Origin of the sequence: Rhizobium sp. YTUHZ045, from assembly GCF_051124255.1 — a bacterium.
GTDB lineage: Bacteria > Pseudomonadota > Alphaproteobacteria > Rhizobiales > Rhizobiaceae > Rhizobium.
Genome location: NZ_CP101432.1, coordinates 2459960 through 2474364 on the forward strand (window position 1 = coordinate 2459960; position 14405 = coordinate 2474364).

Genomic DNA, 14405 nt, shown 5'->3' on the forward strand with positions numbered 1-14405 from the left:
TTCCTTAAGCTGCGACTTGTTGATCCGACAATAGACATTCTATTGGCAGAGAAATGATAAATGTTGTGCCCTTGCCAAGCTCGCTCGTCACCTCGACGGTGCCGCCGTGCAGTTCGATGACCTGCTTGACGACGTTCAGGCCGAGGCCGGTTCCGGCAATACCCGTCGCGCTTCGGGCGCGATAATAAGGTTGAAACAGTTTCGGCAGATCATCCGCATCCATGCCGATGCCGCTATCGGCAATGGCGATTTCCACCACCTTATCGTCAACCCGCGCGCGCACGTAAATGTCAGGCTGATCGGGCGAATATTTGACGGCGTTCGAAAACAGATTGGTAAAGACCTGCTCCATCGCGCTTCGGTCGAAGGTCAATATGCCAGGTATGAGCTCGAGATCGAGATGGAAGACATGCGAAGGGCTAAGCTCGCGCTGTCGATCGCAACAGGTGATGAGCAAGACTTTCAGATCACCCTCGCTCCGCTTCAGTATGATCTTTCCGGTTTCGAGCCGGCCGCTGGCAAGGATGCTCTCCATGAGATCGACCATGCGCACCACTGCGCTGCGGATCACTCCGGCTTTTTCGTGAACATACTCACCGCTGACGTTGGTCGTCGAGCGGCAGAGCCGCTGGGCGGCCGCGTCGATGATGGCAAGCGGCGTTCGAAATTCGTGCGAAGCCATGGCGACGAACTGGCGCTGCAGCGCATTCACCTGTCGTTCGTGCACCAGCAGGCGGTCCAGTTCCTGCCTTTGTCTCTCGATTTCGGCCGTTCGGTCCGCCACCATTTCTTCCAGATGGTTGCGGTGGTGGGTGAGCTCGGCCTGACTGTCCAGCAGGGTCAGCGAAGTGCGATGCAATCCCCGTCCGAGCCAGAACACGGCAGCGATCAGCAGGGCCAGACAGCCGAGTCCCGCCGGCGCGACCTGCTGAAGCAGCATGAAGCCCGGGCGGATCGGCTGCCACACGAGATAGCCGACCACCCCGCCGTCATGGGACAAGACGGGCACTTGCGCCCGCTCATCTTCACCCTTCGAAGGAGAAAAATGCAATCCTTCCAGCCGCGCATAATGGGCGACGCTTTCAGCAGCTTTTCCGTCGATGAACTTGACAGAGACGGCGATGAATTCCTTACCCGGCTCGATTTGCATCCTTGTCGAACTCGGCAGAATGGGGCGCGCGCTTGTTATCGCCGGTCTGTTGCCGATCATGATCGTGCGTACCCTGGCCAGCTGGCCAAGCGGTTCGTCACCGGTCCTTTTGCGCTCGACGAGAGCCGCCCGCATCTCGCCGGCCAGCGCCGTCATTTCCTCGCCGTCGTCGCTGCCGAGGTGCGGCGGCATGGTGTCCGTCCCGTCGCGGAACGCAAACAGCAGGCGATTGCTATCGTCGAAGATATAGGTTCTGTCGTGTCCGAAATATCGGCTCGTCCAGCGGCCGACATTGTCAAGCAACCATTCATGGTTCCGCTGCTTGGAATAAAGGAAGGCGTCGTCCCATTTGGTGACGCTTTCCTGTTCTCTGGGAAGCGCCTTTATCTGCTCATCCAGTCCTTGTCGCACAAAGTCGGCCTGGCGGCGCAAGTAGAGATCATCGACCTTCACGGCGGCGAGCCATGCAAATCCGCACAGCATCACGGCCGCCGCGCAGGTTAGCGCCACCAGGACGAGCATGATGTGCGATGTGAGCCTGACCTTCAATACTCGCAACCTTTTGATGGCGCCCGTTCCTTCGAAGTTGACACGCAAAAGTTGACGGACGGTGAATTATGCGCTTCGGTGCGGGTCTGCGACATGTCTGTCTTGGATATCTCGCTGTCTGCGAAGGAGAGCTTGTGGCCGCAACGACACCCAAAACGTCAGGCATCAGCGTCGAATCGATCACTGCTGCGCATATCGACAGTTTTCATCGCGCCCTGGACCTCGTCGCGCGGGAGAAAAAATATCTGTCCATGCTGGAAGCGACGCCCCTGCCTCAGACGCGTGAGTTCGTAATGGGCATGATCGCAAAGGGCGATCCGCAATTCGTTGCCGTGATTGGCGAAGAGGTCGTCGGCTGGTGCGACATCAGCCGGCATTTCTTCCCGTCCCACACTCATCGCGGAAAGCTCGGCATGGGGATTCTTCCCGACTATCGCGGCCAGGGTCTTGGACGGAAGCTCATCGAAACGACACTGAGAGCCGCGCGGGAAGCTGGTTTTGTCAGGATCGAACTCGATGTGTACGAGGACAATAGCCGTGCGATCGCACTCTATGAAAAACTGGGCTTCGTGCGCGAAGGCATAATCCGGCGCGCCGCGCACATCGATGGTCGGTTCATCGATGCGATCGGGATGGCGCTTTTATTCGAAGATGATGGGTCTGCATAAATCGGTGTATTCTCAGCGATTTTGTTTCCGCGTAATCAACTGGTTGGTGCCGGCACTCAAGAGAGCCTCATCCCCCTGGGCCGCAACGGCGAAGGTGGACGTGCCGGCGATGGAGGCGGCAAGGAGCAGCGTTGGGGCGGTGCTTCGAGGCTCCGCCCTACCGGCTGCGCACCTCAGCATGAGGGGCTCGGGGGAATGCCGCGCCTTAACAGCTAAAGCAGACGGATATCGCGCCAAAGCTCCTTCTTGCAAGGAGCAGCACCCGCACCCGGCGGCGCAGCGCTCATGGCCGGCGCACGGCGCGGATCTTGCCGCTATTGCCTCCGCCACAGAAGAAGCAGCCTGCGCCGTCGGATTCGAGCCCGGAGACGCCGGCGCCTTCGGGCATGTCGAGCCGCTCCAGCACCTCGCCCGTCTGCGGGTCGATGCGCCTGACGTCGCTGTCGTCGCCCTCCCAGGTGCCATGCCAGAGCTGGCCGTCGACCCAGGTGACGCCTGTGACGACGCGGTTGGATTCGATAGTGCGCAGGATCTTGCCGGTTTCGGGATCGATCTGATAGATCCTGCGGCCGCGATGCTGGCCGACCCAGAGCGTGCCCTCGGCCCAGGCAAGGCCGGAATCGCCGCCATTGCCGGGCGCCGGGATGGTGGAAAGAATCTGGCCGGTCTTGGGGTTGATCTTGTGAATGACGTCCTCGGCGATCTGATAGAGGAACTCGCCGTCGAAAGCCGTGCCGGCATGGGAGGCGACCTCGATCGACCGCACCACCTCACCGCTTTCGGGATCGAGCGCGTTCAGCCTGTCGCCTGAGGCGAACCAGACATGCCGGCCGTCAAAGGTGACGCCGTGAACGCGCTCAGCACCCGGAAAGGGTCCATATTCACGCAGAATGGTCGCAGCCGATGTCTTCATGTCTTCCTCCATGTCGGTTGACTGATACTAGTCGCTCGGCAGTGGTCCCGGGAGTAACAAGATCGTCGGGAAAGAGGAGAGCGGCGGGCTCATCCAGCGGCGTGCCCGCCCGCGTCCGATCGCTTGCACCTTCTCCTCGCCAGCGAGCGCATCCAGCGCCCGCTGCACGGTGCGCGGACTGGTGCCGAGCGCGATTGCCAGCGCCGAACTCGACCACGCTTCGCCATCGGCGAGGAAAGCGAGCACCGCCGCATGCGGCCCTTCGACGAGCGGCGCAAGCACGGCAACCTCAGAAGCGCCGGCAGCAGAAAGGGCAAAACCGCGCTTGGTAGCCGAGACTTCCGCCAGGCCGGCTAATTCCGCGCGCAGCCGGCCGATCTCGACGCGCAGCCGGGCGCGATGCGATTCATCGGCATGCTTGCCGCGGAAGGCGCGTGTGATCAGCACCCCTCGCGACACATCCGCCGGCCAGGCTTCGGCAAGCGCACGAGCGAGCGCGAAAAGCACTGGCCGGCTCGCCAGCGGCACTACCGCGCCACCCGCGCGCACGACATGTCGGCAGGCATCGACGACGAGCGCGCCATTTGAAAAGAGCGCCTCCACCTCGGCAAGCAGCAGCGGCCGGTCATACCCAGGCGAAACCAGCCGCGCCGCCGGCAGATCGAGCACATGTCCAGCGGCTTCGACCTCCGCCGTCAGCACGGGCATATTCGCCCGCTCGGCTGCAAGCTGTGCCCGTTCGAGTGCTGCGCGTGCCGCATGCGTGCGCAGGCGCCGAACGGCGATGCCGGCCGCAACAAGCTCATGTGCGGCCCGCAAGGCCGGCGGCAGCGGCGTCGGATCGAGCGCAGCCAGCGCCTGCTCGGCTTCGTCGAGGCGGCCGATCAGCATCAGCCGGCGAATGGCGATATTGCCGGCGTGGGCGGCGTTGATCCGGTCGCCATGCGCTTCCAGAAGCTTGCGCGCCGCCTCCAGCGCCTTCGGCGGCCAGGTGAGATCGCGCGAGACGAGCGCGATCTCTGCCTCGGCGACGACACAGCGGGCGCGGGCCACCGCCTCCCGCGGCCCGAAAGCGCGCGCGGCACTCTTCAACAGCGCCTTGGCGCGGATGAGATCTCCGAGCTGCGCCATGGCGATGCCGCGCAGCGCCAAGGCCGGCGCGTCGTCGCGCAGCGCCACCCGTTTCAGCGCTCCAAGCGTATCGCCAGATGCCAGCGCCTGTGCAGCGGCCGTAATCAGCGAGTCCATTCAAATCCCGTCACACTTGTCACTCCCGGCATTTGTCCTCCCGCCGTAATCTTCTTTCAACGGCAGGCAACCGCGCCGGATGCTACGACGAGAGACAGGCAAAGGAGAAGACCATGACGGCAATGCTGAATGCAACCCGCGATCAATGGCTGGCGGGGAGACTTGATTTGCTCGAGGAGGAAAAGGAACTGACGCGGCAAAGCGATGCGCTGGCGGCCAAACGCCAGCAATTGCCCCGTGTGAGGATCGAAAAGGACTACCGCTTCGATACCGAACGCGGCGAAGCTTCGCTGAAGGATCTGTTCGGCGGGCGTTCGCAGCTCCTGATCTATCACTTCATGTTCGGACCGGATTACAGCGCCGGATGCCCCTCCTGCTCCTCGATCGCCGACGGTTTCAACGGCTTCTTCGTCCACCTGGAAAACCACGATGTCGCCTTCTGGGCTGTCTCGCGCGCGCCGCTCGCAAAGCTTGAGGCCTTCAAGCGGCGCATGGACTGGAGCTTCCCCTGGGCCTCCTCGGCCGGCAGCGATTTCAACGCCGATTTCAGCGTCTGGTTCAGCCCGGAGCAGCAGCGTCTCGGCGAGATCGAATACAACTACCGTCGCGAACCGCCCGCCCCCGAACCGCCGGCGGGCAAGACCGTGCCGGAATGGCAGGCGCGCGGCAGCGACGAACCCATCGTCCAGATCGCTTCGATGACCGGCACCGACGTTCCCACCTACACCCGCGACCGGCCAGGCGTCAGCACCTTCGAACTCATCGACGGCGGCGTCTACCACAGCTATTCGAGCTATGCGCGCGGGCTGGACGGGCTCTGGGGCATGTACCAATGGCTCGACCGTGCGCCGAAGGGCCGCAACGAAACCGGCATCTGGTGGCGCCATCACGACCGCTACGGCAAGGAGTGACTGTCAATGGCACTTTCCGTTCACGCCTCAAAACGGGCTGACGACGTCAGCCCCTCCCTTGGCACCGCCAGTTGGCTGTCGCTCGCCGCCGCTGACGGCCCCCCCGACGAGCCGGTTAAACCCGCTCTCGCCGCAGCCGACTTTCTGTCTCTCGCCGCCGCTCCGACATTTGCGCTCATGGCGCTGCTGACGGCCGTAACCGGCAGCGCCGACATGATCTGCACGACCACACCGGATGCCTTCCCGATCGGCGGGATGGTGCCGATGTACCTGCTGATGAGCGCCTTTCACCTGGCTCCCTGGATGGGGCTTGCCGGCAGGTTAGGGCTGCGGTGTAGATGATGGTCCTCCCAAGTCCGCTTATGCCGTGTCGCACCCCCCTTGGCCTGCCGGTAGATGGGTAGGAAAGTTAGGCCGCGTCCGATCTCCCCCACGTGTGGGGAGATGCCCGGCAGGGCAGAGGGGGTGCTCCACGGCACGCCGTACAGGGGTACAGCACCGCTCTGCGAGCATCCAGCCCGCCTACCAAAACCGATGCCGGCTGCCCAAAGCCAGCCGCCGGCGCGGGTACGTCCTCGGCCCAGCAGCCGCAAGCGCCAGCACGGCAACCGCGACGAAACCAAGCAGGAGCGGCGCCGAAGATCGGCGCGACGATCGGAGGCCGCCATCGATTCGGGGGGCATCGGTGGAGGGCCGGTAGAGATTGCCGTCGCTTTCGACGGCGCGCGGCGCCCGCTTGAAATAGGCGGCCATCAGCCGGCCGAGCGCTCTGGCGGCGAGATTGGGTGCCAGCAGATGGGCGAGCCGCGTCGCAGTTGTGACCACGCCGACGGTGGTGGTTGCGCGTGGCGATCTGGCGACGCCGACGATCGCCTCGGCGACCCGGCGCGCATCGAGAACCGGCGGCGGCGCGGAAACCTGGCGGCCGACATAATTGGCGCCGTGCCTGAGGCCAGGCGTATCGACGAAGGCGGGATAGACGTCGCAGACATGAATGTGCGGCTTGTCGGCGACCTCCGCCCGCAGCGCCTCGGAGAAGCCGCGCAGGCCGAATTTGCTGGCGCTATAGGCGGCCGCGAACGGTGCCGCCGCAAAGCCGCCGAGCGAAATCATGTTGATAAAGACGCCCCTGTCCTGCTTCAAGAAGATCGGCAGCACCGCATGGGCATCGTTCATGTGGCCGATCAGATTGGTGCGGATGATCTGCTCATGCGCCTCGATCGGCGTTTCCTCGAACCGACCGACCGCGCCGACGCCGACATTGCTCACCCAGACGTCGATATCGCCGAGAGCCTTTGCCCTGTCGGCCAGCGACCGCACGGCAGCAGGCTCGGTGACGTCGGTAACAACGGAAATCGCCTCCGCACCCAGACCCCGGCACGTCTCGGCAACCTTTTCCAAGGCCTCGCCGTTGCGGGCCGCCAGCACCAGCCTGCTTCCGCGCCGAGCGAAGGCCTCGGCAGTGGCCTGACCGATGCCGCTCGATGCTCCCGTAATGACGACCACTGCATTTTCGAGATTGATAGACATCGTTCCGCCTCTCTGTCCTGGGGAAAGCGCCGGCGCCACAGCGCGCATCCATCAAACACCTCCGTGAAAGCGGAGTTCCCGAATGACGACCGCTGCCAGCATACTCGGCCCGGGAAAAGCGACTCATTTCCCGATATTTGCGGGCATTGTCTCGCATCCCGCTTCTGCAAGAGTCGCCGGCCAAGCGCAGCGTTCCATCCGGTTACGATTGTCTTGCGCACCGAAACTATGCGATGACCAATCTACCAAGAGATGCAACGGATAAAAGGCGCGCCATGAAGAAGATCGGTTTTCTCTCGTTCGGGCACTGGACGCCCTCGCCCCAATCGCAGACGCGCTCGGCAGGTGATGCGCTGCTGCAGTCGATCGACCTTGCCGTTGCGGCCGAGGAGCTCGGCGCCGATGGCGCTTATTTCCGCGTGCACCATTTCGCCCGGCAGCTCGCCGCGCCCTTTCCGCTGCTTGCCGCCGTCGGCGCCAAGACCAGCCGGATCGAGATCGGCACGGCGGTTATCGACATGCGCTATGAGAACCCGCTTTACATGGCCGAGGATGCCGGTGCTGCCGATCTTATCGCCGGCGGGCGGCTGCAACTCGGCATCAGCCGTGGCTCGCCCGAACAGGTGATCGACGGCTGGCGCCATTTCGGCTATGCGCCGGCGGAAGGTCAGAGCGAGGCCGACATGGCCAGGCATCATGCCGAAGTCTTCCTCGAAGTGCTGCGCGGCGAAGGCTTCGCCAAACCGAACCCGCGGCCGATGTTTCCAAACCCGCCGGGCCTGCTGCGCCTCGAGCCGCATTCGGAAGGCCTGCGTGAGCGGATCTGGTGGGGCGCAAGCTCCAACGCCACCGCCGTCTGGGCGGCCAAGCTCGGCATGAACCTGCAGAGTTCGACGCTGAAGGACGACGAGACCGGTGAGCCGTTCCACGTCCAGCAGGCCAGCCAGATCCGCGCCTATCGTCAAGCCTGGAAGGAAGCCGGCCACACGCGCAAGCCGCGCGTTTCGGTCAGCCGCAGCATTTTCGCGCTGGTCGACGACCGAGACCGCGCCTATTTCGGCTACGGCAACGACGAAGGCGACAAGATCGGCTTCATTGACGAGAAGACGCGGGCGATCTTCGGCCGCAGCTACGCTGCCGAACCTGACGTGCTCGTCAAGCAGCTTGCGGAAGACGAGGCGATTGCTGAGGCCGACACACTGCTGCTCACCGTGCCCAACCAGCTCGGCGTCGACTACAACGCCCACGTCATCGAGGCGATCCTCGCTCACGTCGCTCCGGCGCTCGGCTGGCGCTGACGGCGAGGCTTGGCGCGAGCCTTCTATATGCGCTGTGGTAATGCGAAACGGCAGCTGTCGTCGGGCCGGCATCATTTCGATGCGCCCGGGACCTAACTGGCGCGGTCGGCGTTGATGATGCGAGCCTTGAATCGGTCACGTCGCGACCGACTTAAAGCTGCAGTCGAATCTCTCGAGTTGCCTCATGCCGCGCACGAACCTGAACGACATCCTGATCTTCATGGCCGTCGTCGATGCCGGAAGCTTTATCGCCGGGGGGCAGGCCATGGGCCTCTCCCGTTCGGCGGCGGGAAAGGCCGTCACCCGCCTCGAGGAGCGGCTCGGCGCGCGCCTACTCAACCGTACGACGAGGACACTCAGCCTGACTGATGAAGGACGAGTGTTCTATGACCAGGGGCTGCAGATCCTGGCATCGGTCGACGAGGCGGAGGCGAGCATTGCGGGGCGAAGTGGTTTGCCGCGAGGCGTTCTCAGACTTGCCGTTCCCGATGTCTTCGGGCCGCTGGTCATGCTCCCTTTACTCGAAAAATATCTTCGCACGTGGCCCGACGTGCAGGTCGAAGTGAGCTTCACCGATCACGCGGCCGACATCGTCGAGGATGGCTTCGATCTGGCGATCGGAATTGGCGCGAAGTCGTCGGCCGCCGACAGCCGATTGATCACGCGCGTGATCGCCAGTGACAAGGTGCTGCTCTGCGCCTCGCCCTCCTATCTCACCGAACGCGGCGTCCCCAATGATATGGCGGATCTGGCCGCCCATGACTGCCTGTTCGTCACCAGCCGCGGCCAAAGGCAGGGCTGGCGCTTTCGCAGCGGTGGCGGCTGGATCAAGGCGCAGGGGCGCAGCCGCCTGAGGCTCGACAGCGGTGAAGCCCTCCACGACGCTGCCCTGGCCGGCTTCGGGATCGCTCTCCTGCCGAACTTCCTCATTGCCGCCGATTTGACCGCCGGCCGTCTCCGGCAAGTCCTCCCTGATCTAGAAACCGACGACACGAAAATCTTGGCGCATTATTCCGACAAAGGCGTGTTGGAGCCGCGCGTCCGCTGCTTCATCGATCTGTTGATCGAGGAATTCGGAGGTCAAGGCTAGGCCCGCGCGGCGCTGATGCCACCGCCTTGTCAAAACCGCGAAAGCTCTTGAGGGCCAGCGGAGATAGGGTGGCGGCGAGGTAAGCGAGGCCGCAGAGAAGCAGCGCCGCGCCAAGCCCGATTGTGCTGATCAGCGAGCCACCGACGAGGCCGCCGAAGGGAATGAGGGCGAAGCACAGGGCGGTGTTCATCGCGGTGACGCGCCCGGTCAGCGGTTTGGGGATGCGCTCGAACATCACCGCCGACAGGATCGGGTTGAGGAAACCGGAGGCAAAGCCTGCGATTGCGAGTGTTGCAAAGACGGAGCCGAGCGGCGCATCCACCGCGAGCACCAGGAAGCGCGGAAATCCGGTCAGGAGGAAGGCCACGGTATAGACGATCAGACGCGGCATGCGCTCGCCGATAACAGCGGCAATCGCCGCGCCCGCGATGGAAGCGCCGGAGAAGGCGGCGAACATCGCTCCGAGCAGCTCCGGCCCATGCCCGGCATTCTTCGTCCAGACGGGCAGCAGCACGGCGTGATAGGCCTGATCGAGCAGATTGGTGATCGCCACCATGGTGACAATGCTGACGAGCACGGCGTCGCCGCGCAGAAAGCGCCAGCCTTCCCGGAGATCGTCGAGATAGGATGACGTTCTGCCAGGCCGCGAGTCGGGCGCGGTTGGGATCTTGGGAACGCGGGCGGTGCCGGGTATGCCTGATGCAACGACCAAGGCAGCCGCAGCGAAGGTGGCGGCGTTGACGAGGAGCGCCTGACCCGGGCCGATCAGTCCGATCAGCGCACCCGCGCCGGCCGCACCCACCGTCGAGGCCAGCCGCTCGATGGCGCTGGAGACGCCGGTCACCCGTTCGAGCGGCACTTCGGCGAGGGTCGCGATATCGGGAACCATCGCCTGCTTGGCGGCATCGGAAGGCCCGCGCAGCACACCCATGGCAAAGACGAGGGGCAGCAGCACCGGCACGGTCAGCACAGCGAAGAGATCGAGAAGCGGCACCAGCCCGACCGCGATCACGGAGGCCGTGTCGCAGATGATCGCGATGCGTTTGGCGCCAATGCGGTCGATCAGCGGCCCGCCGAGCGCCTTGGCGAGCACATAAGGCAGCATCTCCATCATCGCCGTCAGCCCGGTCAGCACCGGGCTGCCTGTGGCGCTCAGCACGAGCCAGGGGATGGCGATGGTCGATAGCCGGGTGCCAGAAAGTGAAAGTGTCTCTGCGGCGGCAAGCGCCAGGAATGGCCTGCCTTCTCTCACCGCTCGTCCTCCCGCTCGCGGTGCGGCGGCCGGCCCGGATAGGGGAAGGCGTGCAGCATGACATAGAAAGGAACCATGCCAGGATTCCGGGACGCCGCCTCCCCCAGCGGCGGGGCGGCCCGCATCGCTTCAAGGATGATGCCTGTCAGCCGCTTCGTCAGGGCCTCGGCCTGTTCCGCCGTCATTGGGATGATGATGTCGTCGGCCGTTGTCGCCCTGCGCCATTCCGCCGGCAGCTCGGCATATTCCTCCAGCGCCTGCTGCATCTGGCCGACCTGCAGCGAGAGAGCCGCCTGGTTGAAGGCCATGTCGAGATCGAGCGCCTCGCCTTCGGATTCGCTCGGGGGAACCGAGGTCAGTTCGTGGCGGGCACGCCACCAGCGGTCGCGCCGCGAGACATGCGGCGCTTCCTCGATGAAACCGTATTGGGCGAGCTGGCGCAGGTGATAGCTGGTCGCGCCGCTGTTCAGGCCTAGCCGAACGGCGAGCTGCGTCGCCGTGGCGGGACCGTCGATCCTCAGCATGCCGAGCATGCGCAGCCGAACCGGATGCGCCAGCGCCTTCAGCGCGGTCGGTTCGGGCACGACACGGCTGACGGTGCGCGAGGCAACAGCATCGGCGGCGGGTTCGGACTTCTGCTCTTTCATGACCCCATCATATATTCGCAAACACAGTTTTGCAAAGATTTCTTTGCAAATCTCTCCTAAGGTGTTTGATCTCCGGCAGTGGCCAGAATGATCACGCGCCAATGCGAGCGATTAATAATCATGATTCTTGTGAGCGCCGAACATGGCATGGCACTGCATTCGGGCAGGCCATCTCAGGGCTCAATCCTCAGCTAAAGTGAAGACGGCGCACGGCTCGGCGATGCCGCGCAGGGCGTGCTCGCCGAGCGGCGTCAGCGCAGCCTGGGTATTCGCCGCCACGGCGCCTGAGATCAGCACGCTGTGGCCGAGCGGCTTGCAGAGCCCTTCCAGCCGGCTGACCAGATTGACCGCCGGGCCGATGGCGGTGAAGTCAAGCCTGTCGGCGGCGCCGATATTGCCCCAGAGGATTTCGCCGAAATGCAGCGCGGCGCCGAAGGGCAGCGGCGCCAGCCCCTCAGCCTCACGCATCCGATCGAGATGAACCATGCCGGCGCGGCAGGCGGCGACAGCCCGAAGCGCCGCCTCACAGGCCTCTCGATCGGCTCCGGCCCCGTTCCCGGAAGCAGCAGTGACGGGAAAGATCGCCAGCACGCCGTCGCCGATGAATTTCAGCACCTCGCCGCCGAAGGCATGCACGGCGCCGGCGACGCGGTCGAAATAAGCGTCGAGCGCGGATATCATCGCCTGCGGCTCCGTCACTTGGGAAAGCGCGGTGAAATCCCGCAAGTCGGCGCAGAGAAGAGCGGCGCGAATGGTTTCGCCGGTGCCCCGGGCAAGCGCACCCGACTGAACGCGAGCCGCACTGCGCCGGCCGAGGTAGGCTTCCAGCAGCGCCGCCCGCGCTTCCCGCGCCGCAAGGGCTGCGAGCGGCGCCGCCGCAAAACGCGCGACGTCCTGCAGCCGCGCGGCTTCATCGGGAGAAAATTCGTCCGCCCCTGCCCCCTTGCCGATGCCCGCCCAGCCGAGCATGGCGCCGTCCCGCGAAGCTCCAATCCTCTCCTCCCAAACCGGCCCGAGCCCGGCCAGCCATTCGCGCCCGGCATCGCTTTGCGGCGCGGCGGCAAACCCCAGCGCCTCGATGACGGCTCCGGTTTCGGCCCGCCACAGCCAGCTACGCCGCGCTATGATCGGATGCGGCACCGAAAGTGTCAGCGCGCCGCCGGAAAGCCCCAGGCCGTCGGCCAGCAGCCGGCGCCCGAGCTCGGCCAGAAACCGTTCGGGGCCGGGCGAAGCCGCAGCCTCGTCAATCAGCCAGGCAATGGAGGAAGGCAAATCCATGGGTTAACATTGGCATTGCAACAGGACGCGGGCAACCCCGGGACATCAGCCCGACGGACACTCCTGCGGCCTCTCAGGAGGTCTCCGGTATTCGCCTGTTGCCAACCAAAAATGCGCAACGACATCGTAGGACTTGTGCAGAGGATCTGCGGCGATCCAATTAAGAAAATGTAAATAAAGGTTTTCTGTTAATGATTGCCCTGGCCAAATGCAGAGCATGACTGACTTCATCGGCCCACTCAGGACACCTGTGGTGGATTTCCTATCGGCACTTGCCCCGCCGAGTCCCTCCGCAACCCTGTCAACCCCACCTCCCAACAAGTCTGTGGAAAACCATTCATCACGGTGCAAAACAACCCAATAAACACTTTTAAATTGCGCGACATTCGTTCGTTTATGTGCGAACTTGTCACTAGCGATTGAGGGGTTGCTATGGGCACGACATACTGGCCGAAAGACCCGCTGGACGGGAATGACATGACCCTGCTGACGTCGATCCTTCGGCGCTGGTGCGCGCGTTACGGGATCGAGTTTACAGCCGAAGAAAGCAAACGGAAGGCGAAGGAACTCGTCGAATGGTTCGAGTTCGGTGTCAAGGATCCGGCCGAGCTCGAAGAGCTGATTGACGGAAAGCACTGGCTCGTCAGCCGCATCTGAGCGCAGCGTTATTTCAGCTGATAAAGGCCGGGCGAAACATCGCACCGGCCCTCGTTCGTCTCCCTCTGTCAAAAGTTTTAGTAGTCATCGCGCCAGCGGCGTTCGCGGTCCCAGCGCCCCTCATAGCGCCAGCGCGGGCCATCCCAATCGCGATGACGCCGCTCCCAGCCCCAGCGGGGCGGACCGCCATAGAAAGCTACAGGCGGCGGGCGGCGCCAGTTGCGCCGGCATTCGCCCCAGCGGGTCAGATGCCAGCCGCGACCACAGGCGTAGTCGACCTTTGTGACAGTGCTCTCAACCTTGATTGCCCCGATCGGCATCGCCTGAGCTGTGCCAATCGAGAGGCTGCCAGCGAGCAAGGCAGCCGCGATAGAAAGTGCCTTCATCGAAAACTCCATTTCATCCAGCCGCAATCACCTTAGGACCGCCAAATTGAACTGGAGATGAACTGCGCGTTCATGTTTGCGGACGATAAAGCAGCACTTTTTTTGACCGCAGCGGACCGTTCTTCCCGTAGCGTCAAGCGCTTGGGGAGCATCCCGTCGCCTGCCGAAAACCGTTCATGTCCTTCCGTAAAAAGGATCTGGACCCGGGTCCCGCCCGGCCGCGACTTCCGTGAGCCGGCTGAGATAATGCGCCCAGCCCTCCTCATGACCGGCGCATTGCTCCGCACTCGGCAGACCGCTATGGGTGAGCCGCAAAAGCGTTCCGCCTCCTTGCTCGATCAGATCGATCTCGACCAGGCTCGATCCCGGCGGCACCACCTCGCTGCCATCCCAGCCGAAGCTGTAGGCAAGCCGATGCACCGGCACCACCTCGCGGAAGGAGCCGCGCGCAAAACGGGCGCCGGTAACGTTGACGAGATAGAGCCCACCCGGCTCCGGCTCGACCTCGGCCTCCGTCCCCATCCAGCGCAGGATCTTCTCGGGATCGGTCATCAGTGCAAACACCGCCGCCGGCGGCGCCGCAAGATGCGCCTCGCGGCGCACGACGAAAGATTCTGGCATCGCTCTCTCCCATGATTGCTGCTCTACCCCTCAATGAGGCGGAGCAGCATGCTTTTTTCGACATGGATGTCCTCAGCGGAAGCATGTAGGTGGATGCGCGCGCTGCGCAAGGGCGATGGGGCACGTGCCCTTGACTTACACTCAGCTCCTGTCGTCGCTCACCCCCTCATCTGCCTGCCGGCACTTTTCCCGGCCGGGGAGAAGGGG

The 14405-nt window shown here is 63.9% G+C and carries 15 protein-coding genes; 6 read left to right on the forward strand and 9 right to left on the reverse strand.

Annotation, left to right across the window (positions count from 1 at the left end; translation table 11 throughout):
- Window positions 1–4 precede the first annotated feature (4 nt).
- Window positions 5–1747 carry an ATP-binding protein gene (locus NMA58_RS12480; protein ID WP_434710295.1) on the reverse strand — a complete coding sequence of 581 codons (1743 nt, stop codon included), beginning with the start codon at window positions 1745–1747 and terminating at the stop codon, window positions 5–7.
- An 86-nt stretch (window positions 1748–1833) separates the two neighbouring features.
- Here NMA58_RS12480 and NMA58_RS12485 point away from each other — a divergent pair, with 86 nt between their 5' ends.
- Window positions 1834–2367, forward strand: a complete 534-nt coding sequence (locus tag NMA58_RS12485) for a GNAT family N-acetyltransferase (RefSeq protein ID WP_434710297.1) — start codon at window positions 1834–1836, stop codon at window positions 2365–2367.
- 283 nt (window positions 2368–2650) lie between these two features.
- On the opposite strand, the gene NMA58_RS12490 is transcribed toward NMA58_RS12485, so the two are convergent.
- Window positions 2651–3280, reverse strand: a complete 630-nt coding sequence (locus NMA58_RS12490) for a Vgb family protein (RefSeq protein WP_434710299.1) — start codon at window positions 3278–3280, stop codon at window positions 2651–2653.
- A 27-nt stretch (window positions 3281–3307) separates the two neighbouring features.
- Complete coding sequence (locus NMA58_RS12495; RefSeq protein ID WP_434710301.1) at window positions 3308–4528, reverse strand: helix-turn-helix domain-containing protein; 1221 nt, start codon at window positions 4526–4528, stop codon at window positions 3308–3310.
- 113 nt (window positions 4529–4641) lie between these two features.
- On the opposite strand from NMA58_RS12495, the gene NMA58_RS12500 reads away from it, so the two are divergent.
- Both NMA58_RS12500 and NMA58_RS12505 read left to right on the forward strand, forming a co-directional pair.
- The gene (locus NMA58_RS12500; protein WP_434710303.1) at window positions 4642–5439 is read left to right on the forward strand and encodes a DUF899 domain-containing protein; all 798 of its coding nucleotides are present in this window, start codon (window positions 4642–4644) and stop codon (window positions 5437–5439) included.
- A gap of 6 nt (window positions 5440–5445) precedes the next feature.
- A complete protein-coding gene (locus tag NMA58_RS12505; protein ID WP_434710305.1) occupies window positions 5446–5781 on the forward strand; it encodes a hypothetical protein in 336 nt (111 codons plus the stop codon).
- Between the two features lie 180 nt (window positions 5782–5961).
- Here NMA58_RS12505 and NMA58_RS12510 read toward each other — a convergent pair whose 3' ends face one another.
- Window positions 5962–6969: an SDR family oxidoreductase gene (locus NMA58_RS12510; protein WP_434710307.1), complete on the reverse strand. Its 1008-nt coding sequence runs from the start codon at window positions 6967–6969 to the stop codon at window positions 5962–5964.
- Window positions 6970–7244: 275 nt separating this feature from the next.
- On the opposite strand from NMA58_RS12510, the gene NMA58_RS12515 reads away from it, so the two are divergent.
- Both NMA58_RS12515 and NMA58_RS12520 read left to right on the forward strand, forming a co-directional pair.
- Entirely contained in the window at window positions 7245–8267 is a 1023-nt protein-coding gene (locus NMA58_RS12515) for an LLM class flavin-dependent oxidoreductase (RefSeq protein ID WP_434710308.1), read from the forward strand.
- A 184-nt stretch (window positions 8268–8451) separates the two neighbouring features.
- Window positions 8452–9357 (forward strand): LysR family transcriptional regulator, encoded by a 906-nt coding sequence (locus NMA58_RS12520; RefSeq protein WP_221112275.1) that lies wholly within the window; start codon window positions 8452–8454, stop codon window positions 9355–9357.
- Here NMA58_RS12520 and NMA58_RS12525 read toward each other — a convergent pair.
- From NMA58_RS12525 to NMA58_RS12535, 3 genes are all read right to left on the reverse strand, one after another.
- The gene (locus NMA58_RS12525) at window positions 9317–10609 is read right to left on the reverse strand and encodes an MFS transporter (RefSeq protein WP_434710310.1); all 1293 of its coding nucleotides are present in this window, start codon (window positions 10607–10609) and stop codon (window positions 9317–9319) included. The genes NMA58_RS12520 and NMA58_RS12525 overlap by 41 nt on opposite strands.
- Entirely contained in the window at window positions 10606–11256 is a 651-nt protein-coding gene (locus NMA58_RS12530) for an ArsR/SmtB family transcription factor (RefSeq protein WP_434710312.1), read from the reverse strand. The genes NMA58_RS12525 and NMA58_RS12530 overlap by 4 nt, the downstream gene beginning before the upstream one ends.
- Window positions 11257–11436: 180 nt before the next feature.
- Window positions 11437–12534 carry an adenylate/guanylate cyclase domain-containing protein gene (locus NMA58_RS12535; RefSeq protein ID WP_434710314.1) on the reverse strand — a complete coding sequence of 366 codons (1098 nt, stop codon included), beginning with the start codon at window positions 12532–12534 and terminating at the stop codon, window positions 11437–11439.
- 432 nt (window positions 12535–12966) lie between these two features.
- Here NMA58_RS12535 and NMA58_RS12540 point away from each other — a divergent pair, with 432 nt between their 5' ends.
- On the forward strand, window positions 12967–13191 hold the full coding sequence (locus tag NMA58_RS12540; protein WP_064803538.1) for a hypothetical protein: 225 nt from the start codon (window positions 12967–12969) through the stop codon (window positions 13189–13191).
- Between the two features lie 77 nt (window positions 13192–13268).
- Here NMA58_RS12540 and NMA58_RS12545 read toward each other — a convergent pair whose 3' ends face one another.
- Both NMA58_RS12545 and NMA58_RS12550 read right to left on the reverse strand, forming a co-directional pair.
- On the reverse strand, window positions 13269–13577 hold the full coding sequence (locus tag NMA58_RS12545) for a GCG_CRPN prefix-to-repeats domain-containing protein (RefSeq protein WP_097598132.1): 309 nt from the start codon (window positions 13575–13577) through the stop codon (window positions 13269–13271).
- Window positions 13578–13751: 174 nt separating this feature from the next.
- Window positions 13752–14198, reverse strand: coding sequence for an SRPBCC family protein (locus NMA58_RS12550; protein WP_434710316.1), 447 nt, complete (start codon window positions 14196–14198; stop codon window positions 13752–13754).
- Window positions 14199–14405 lie beyond the last annotated feature (207 nt).

Bases quoted from the DNA above. Each gene is read 5' to 3' on its own strand.
- NMA58_RS12490 (WP_434710299.1), bottom strand. From the start codon at position 3,280: ATGAAGACATCGGCTGCGACCATTCTGCGTGAATATGGACCCTTTCCG.
- NMA58_RS12545 (WP_097598132.1), bottom strand. From the start codon at position 13,577: ATGAAGGCACTTTCTATCGCGGCTGCCTTGCTCGCTGGCAGCCTCTCG.
- NMA58_RS12520 (WP_221112275.1), top strand. From the start codon at position 8,452: ATGCCGCGCACGAACCTGAACGACATCCTGATCTTCATGGCCGTCGTC.
- NMA58_RS12550 (WP_434710316.1), bottom strand. From the start codon at position 14,198: ATGCCAGAATCTTTCGTCGTGCGCCGCGAGGCGCATCTTGCGGCGCCG.
- NMA58_RS12500 (WP_434710303.1), top strand. From the start codon at position 4,642: ATGACGGCAATGCTGAATGCAACCCGCGATCAATGGCTGGCGGGGAGA.
- NMA58_RS12495 (WP_434710301.1), bottom strand. From the start codon at position 4,528: ATGGACTCGCTGATTACGGCCGCTGCACAGGCGCTGGCATCTGGCGAT.
- NMA58_RS12515 (WP_434710308.1), top strand. From the start codon at position 7,245: ATGAAGAAGATCGGTTTTCTCTCGTTCGGGCACTGGACGCCCTCGCCC.
- NMA58_RS12535 (WP_434710314.1), bottom strand. From the start codon at position 12,534: ATGGATTTGCCTTCCTCCATTGCCTGGCTGATTGACGAGGCTGCGGCT.
- NMA58_RS12540 (WP_064803538.1), top strand. From the start codon at position 12,967: ATGGGCACGACATACTGGCCGAAAGACCCGCTGGACGGGAATGACATG.
- NMA58_RS12510 (WP_434710307.1), bottom strand. From the start codon at position 6,969: ATGTCTATCAATCTCGAAAATGCAGTGGTCGTCATTACGGGAGCATCG.
- NMA58_RS12530 (WP_434710312.1), bottom strand. From the start codon at position 11,256: ATGAAAGAGCAGAAGTCCGAACCCGCCGCCGATGCTGTTGCCTCGCGC.
- NMA58_RS12505 (WP_434710305.1), top strand. From the start codon at position 5,446: ATGGCACTTTCCGTTCACGCCTCAAAACGGGCTGACGACGTCAGCCCC.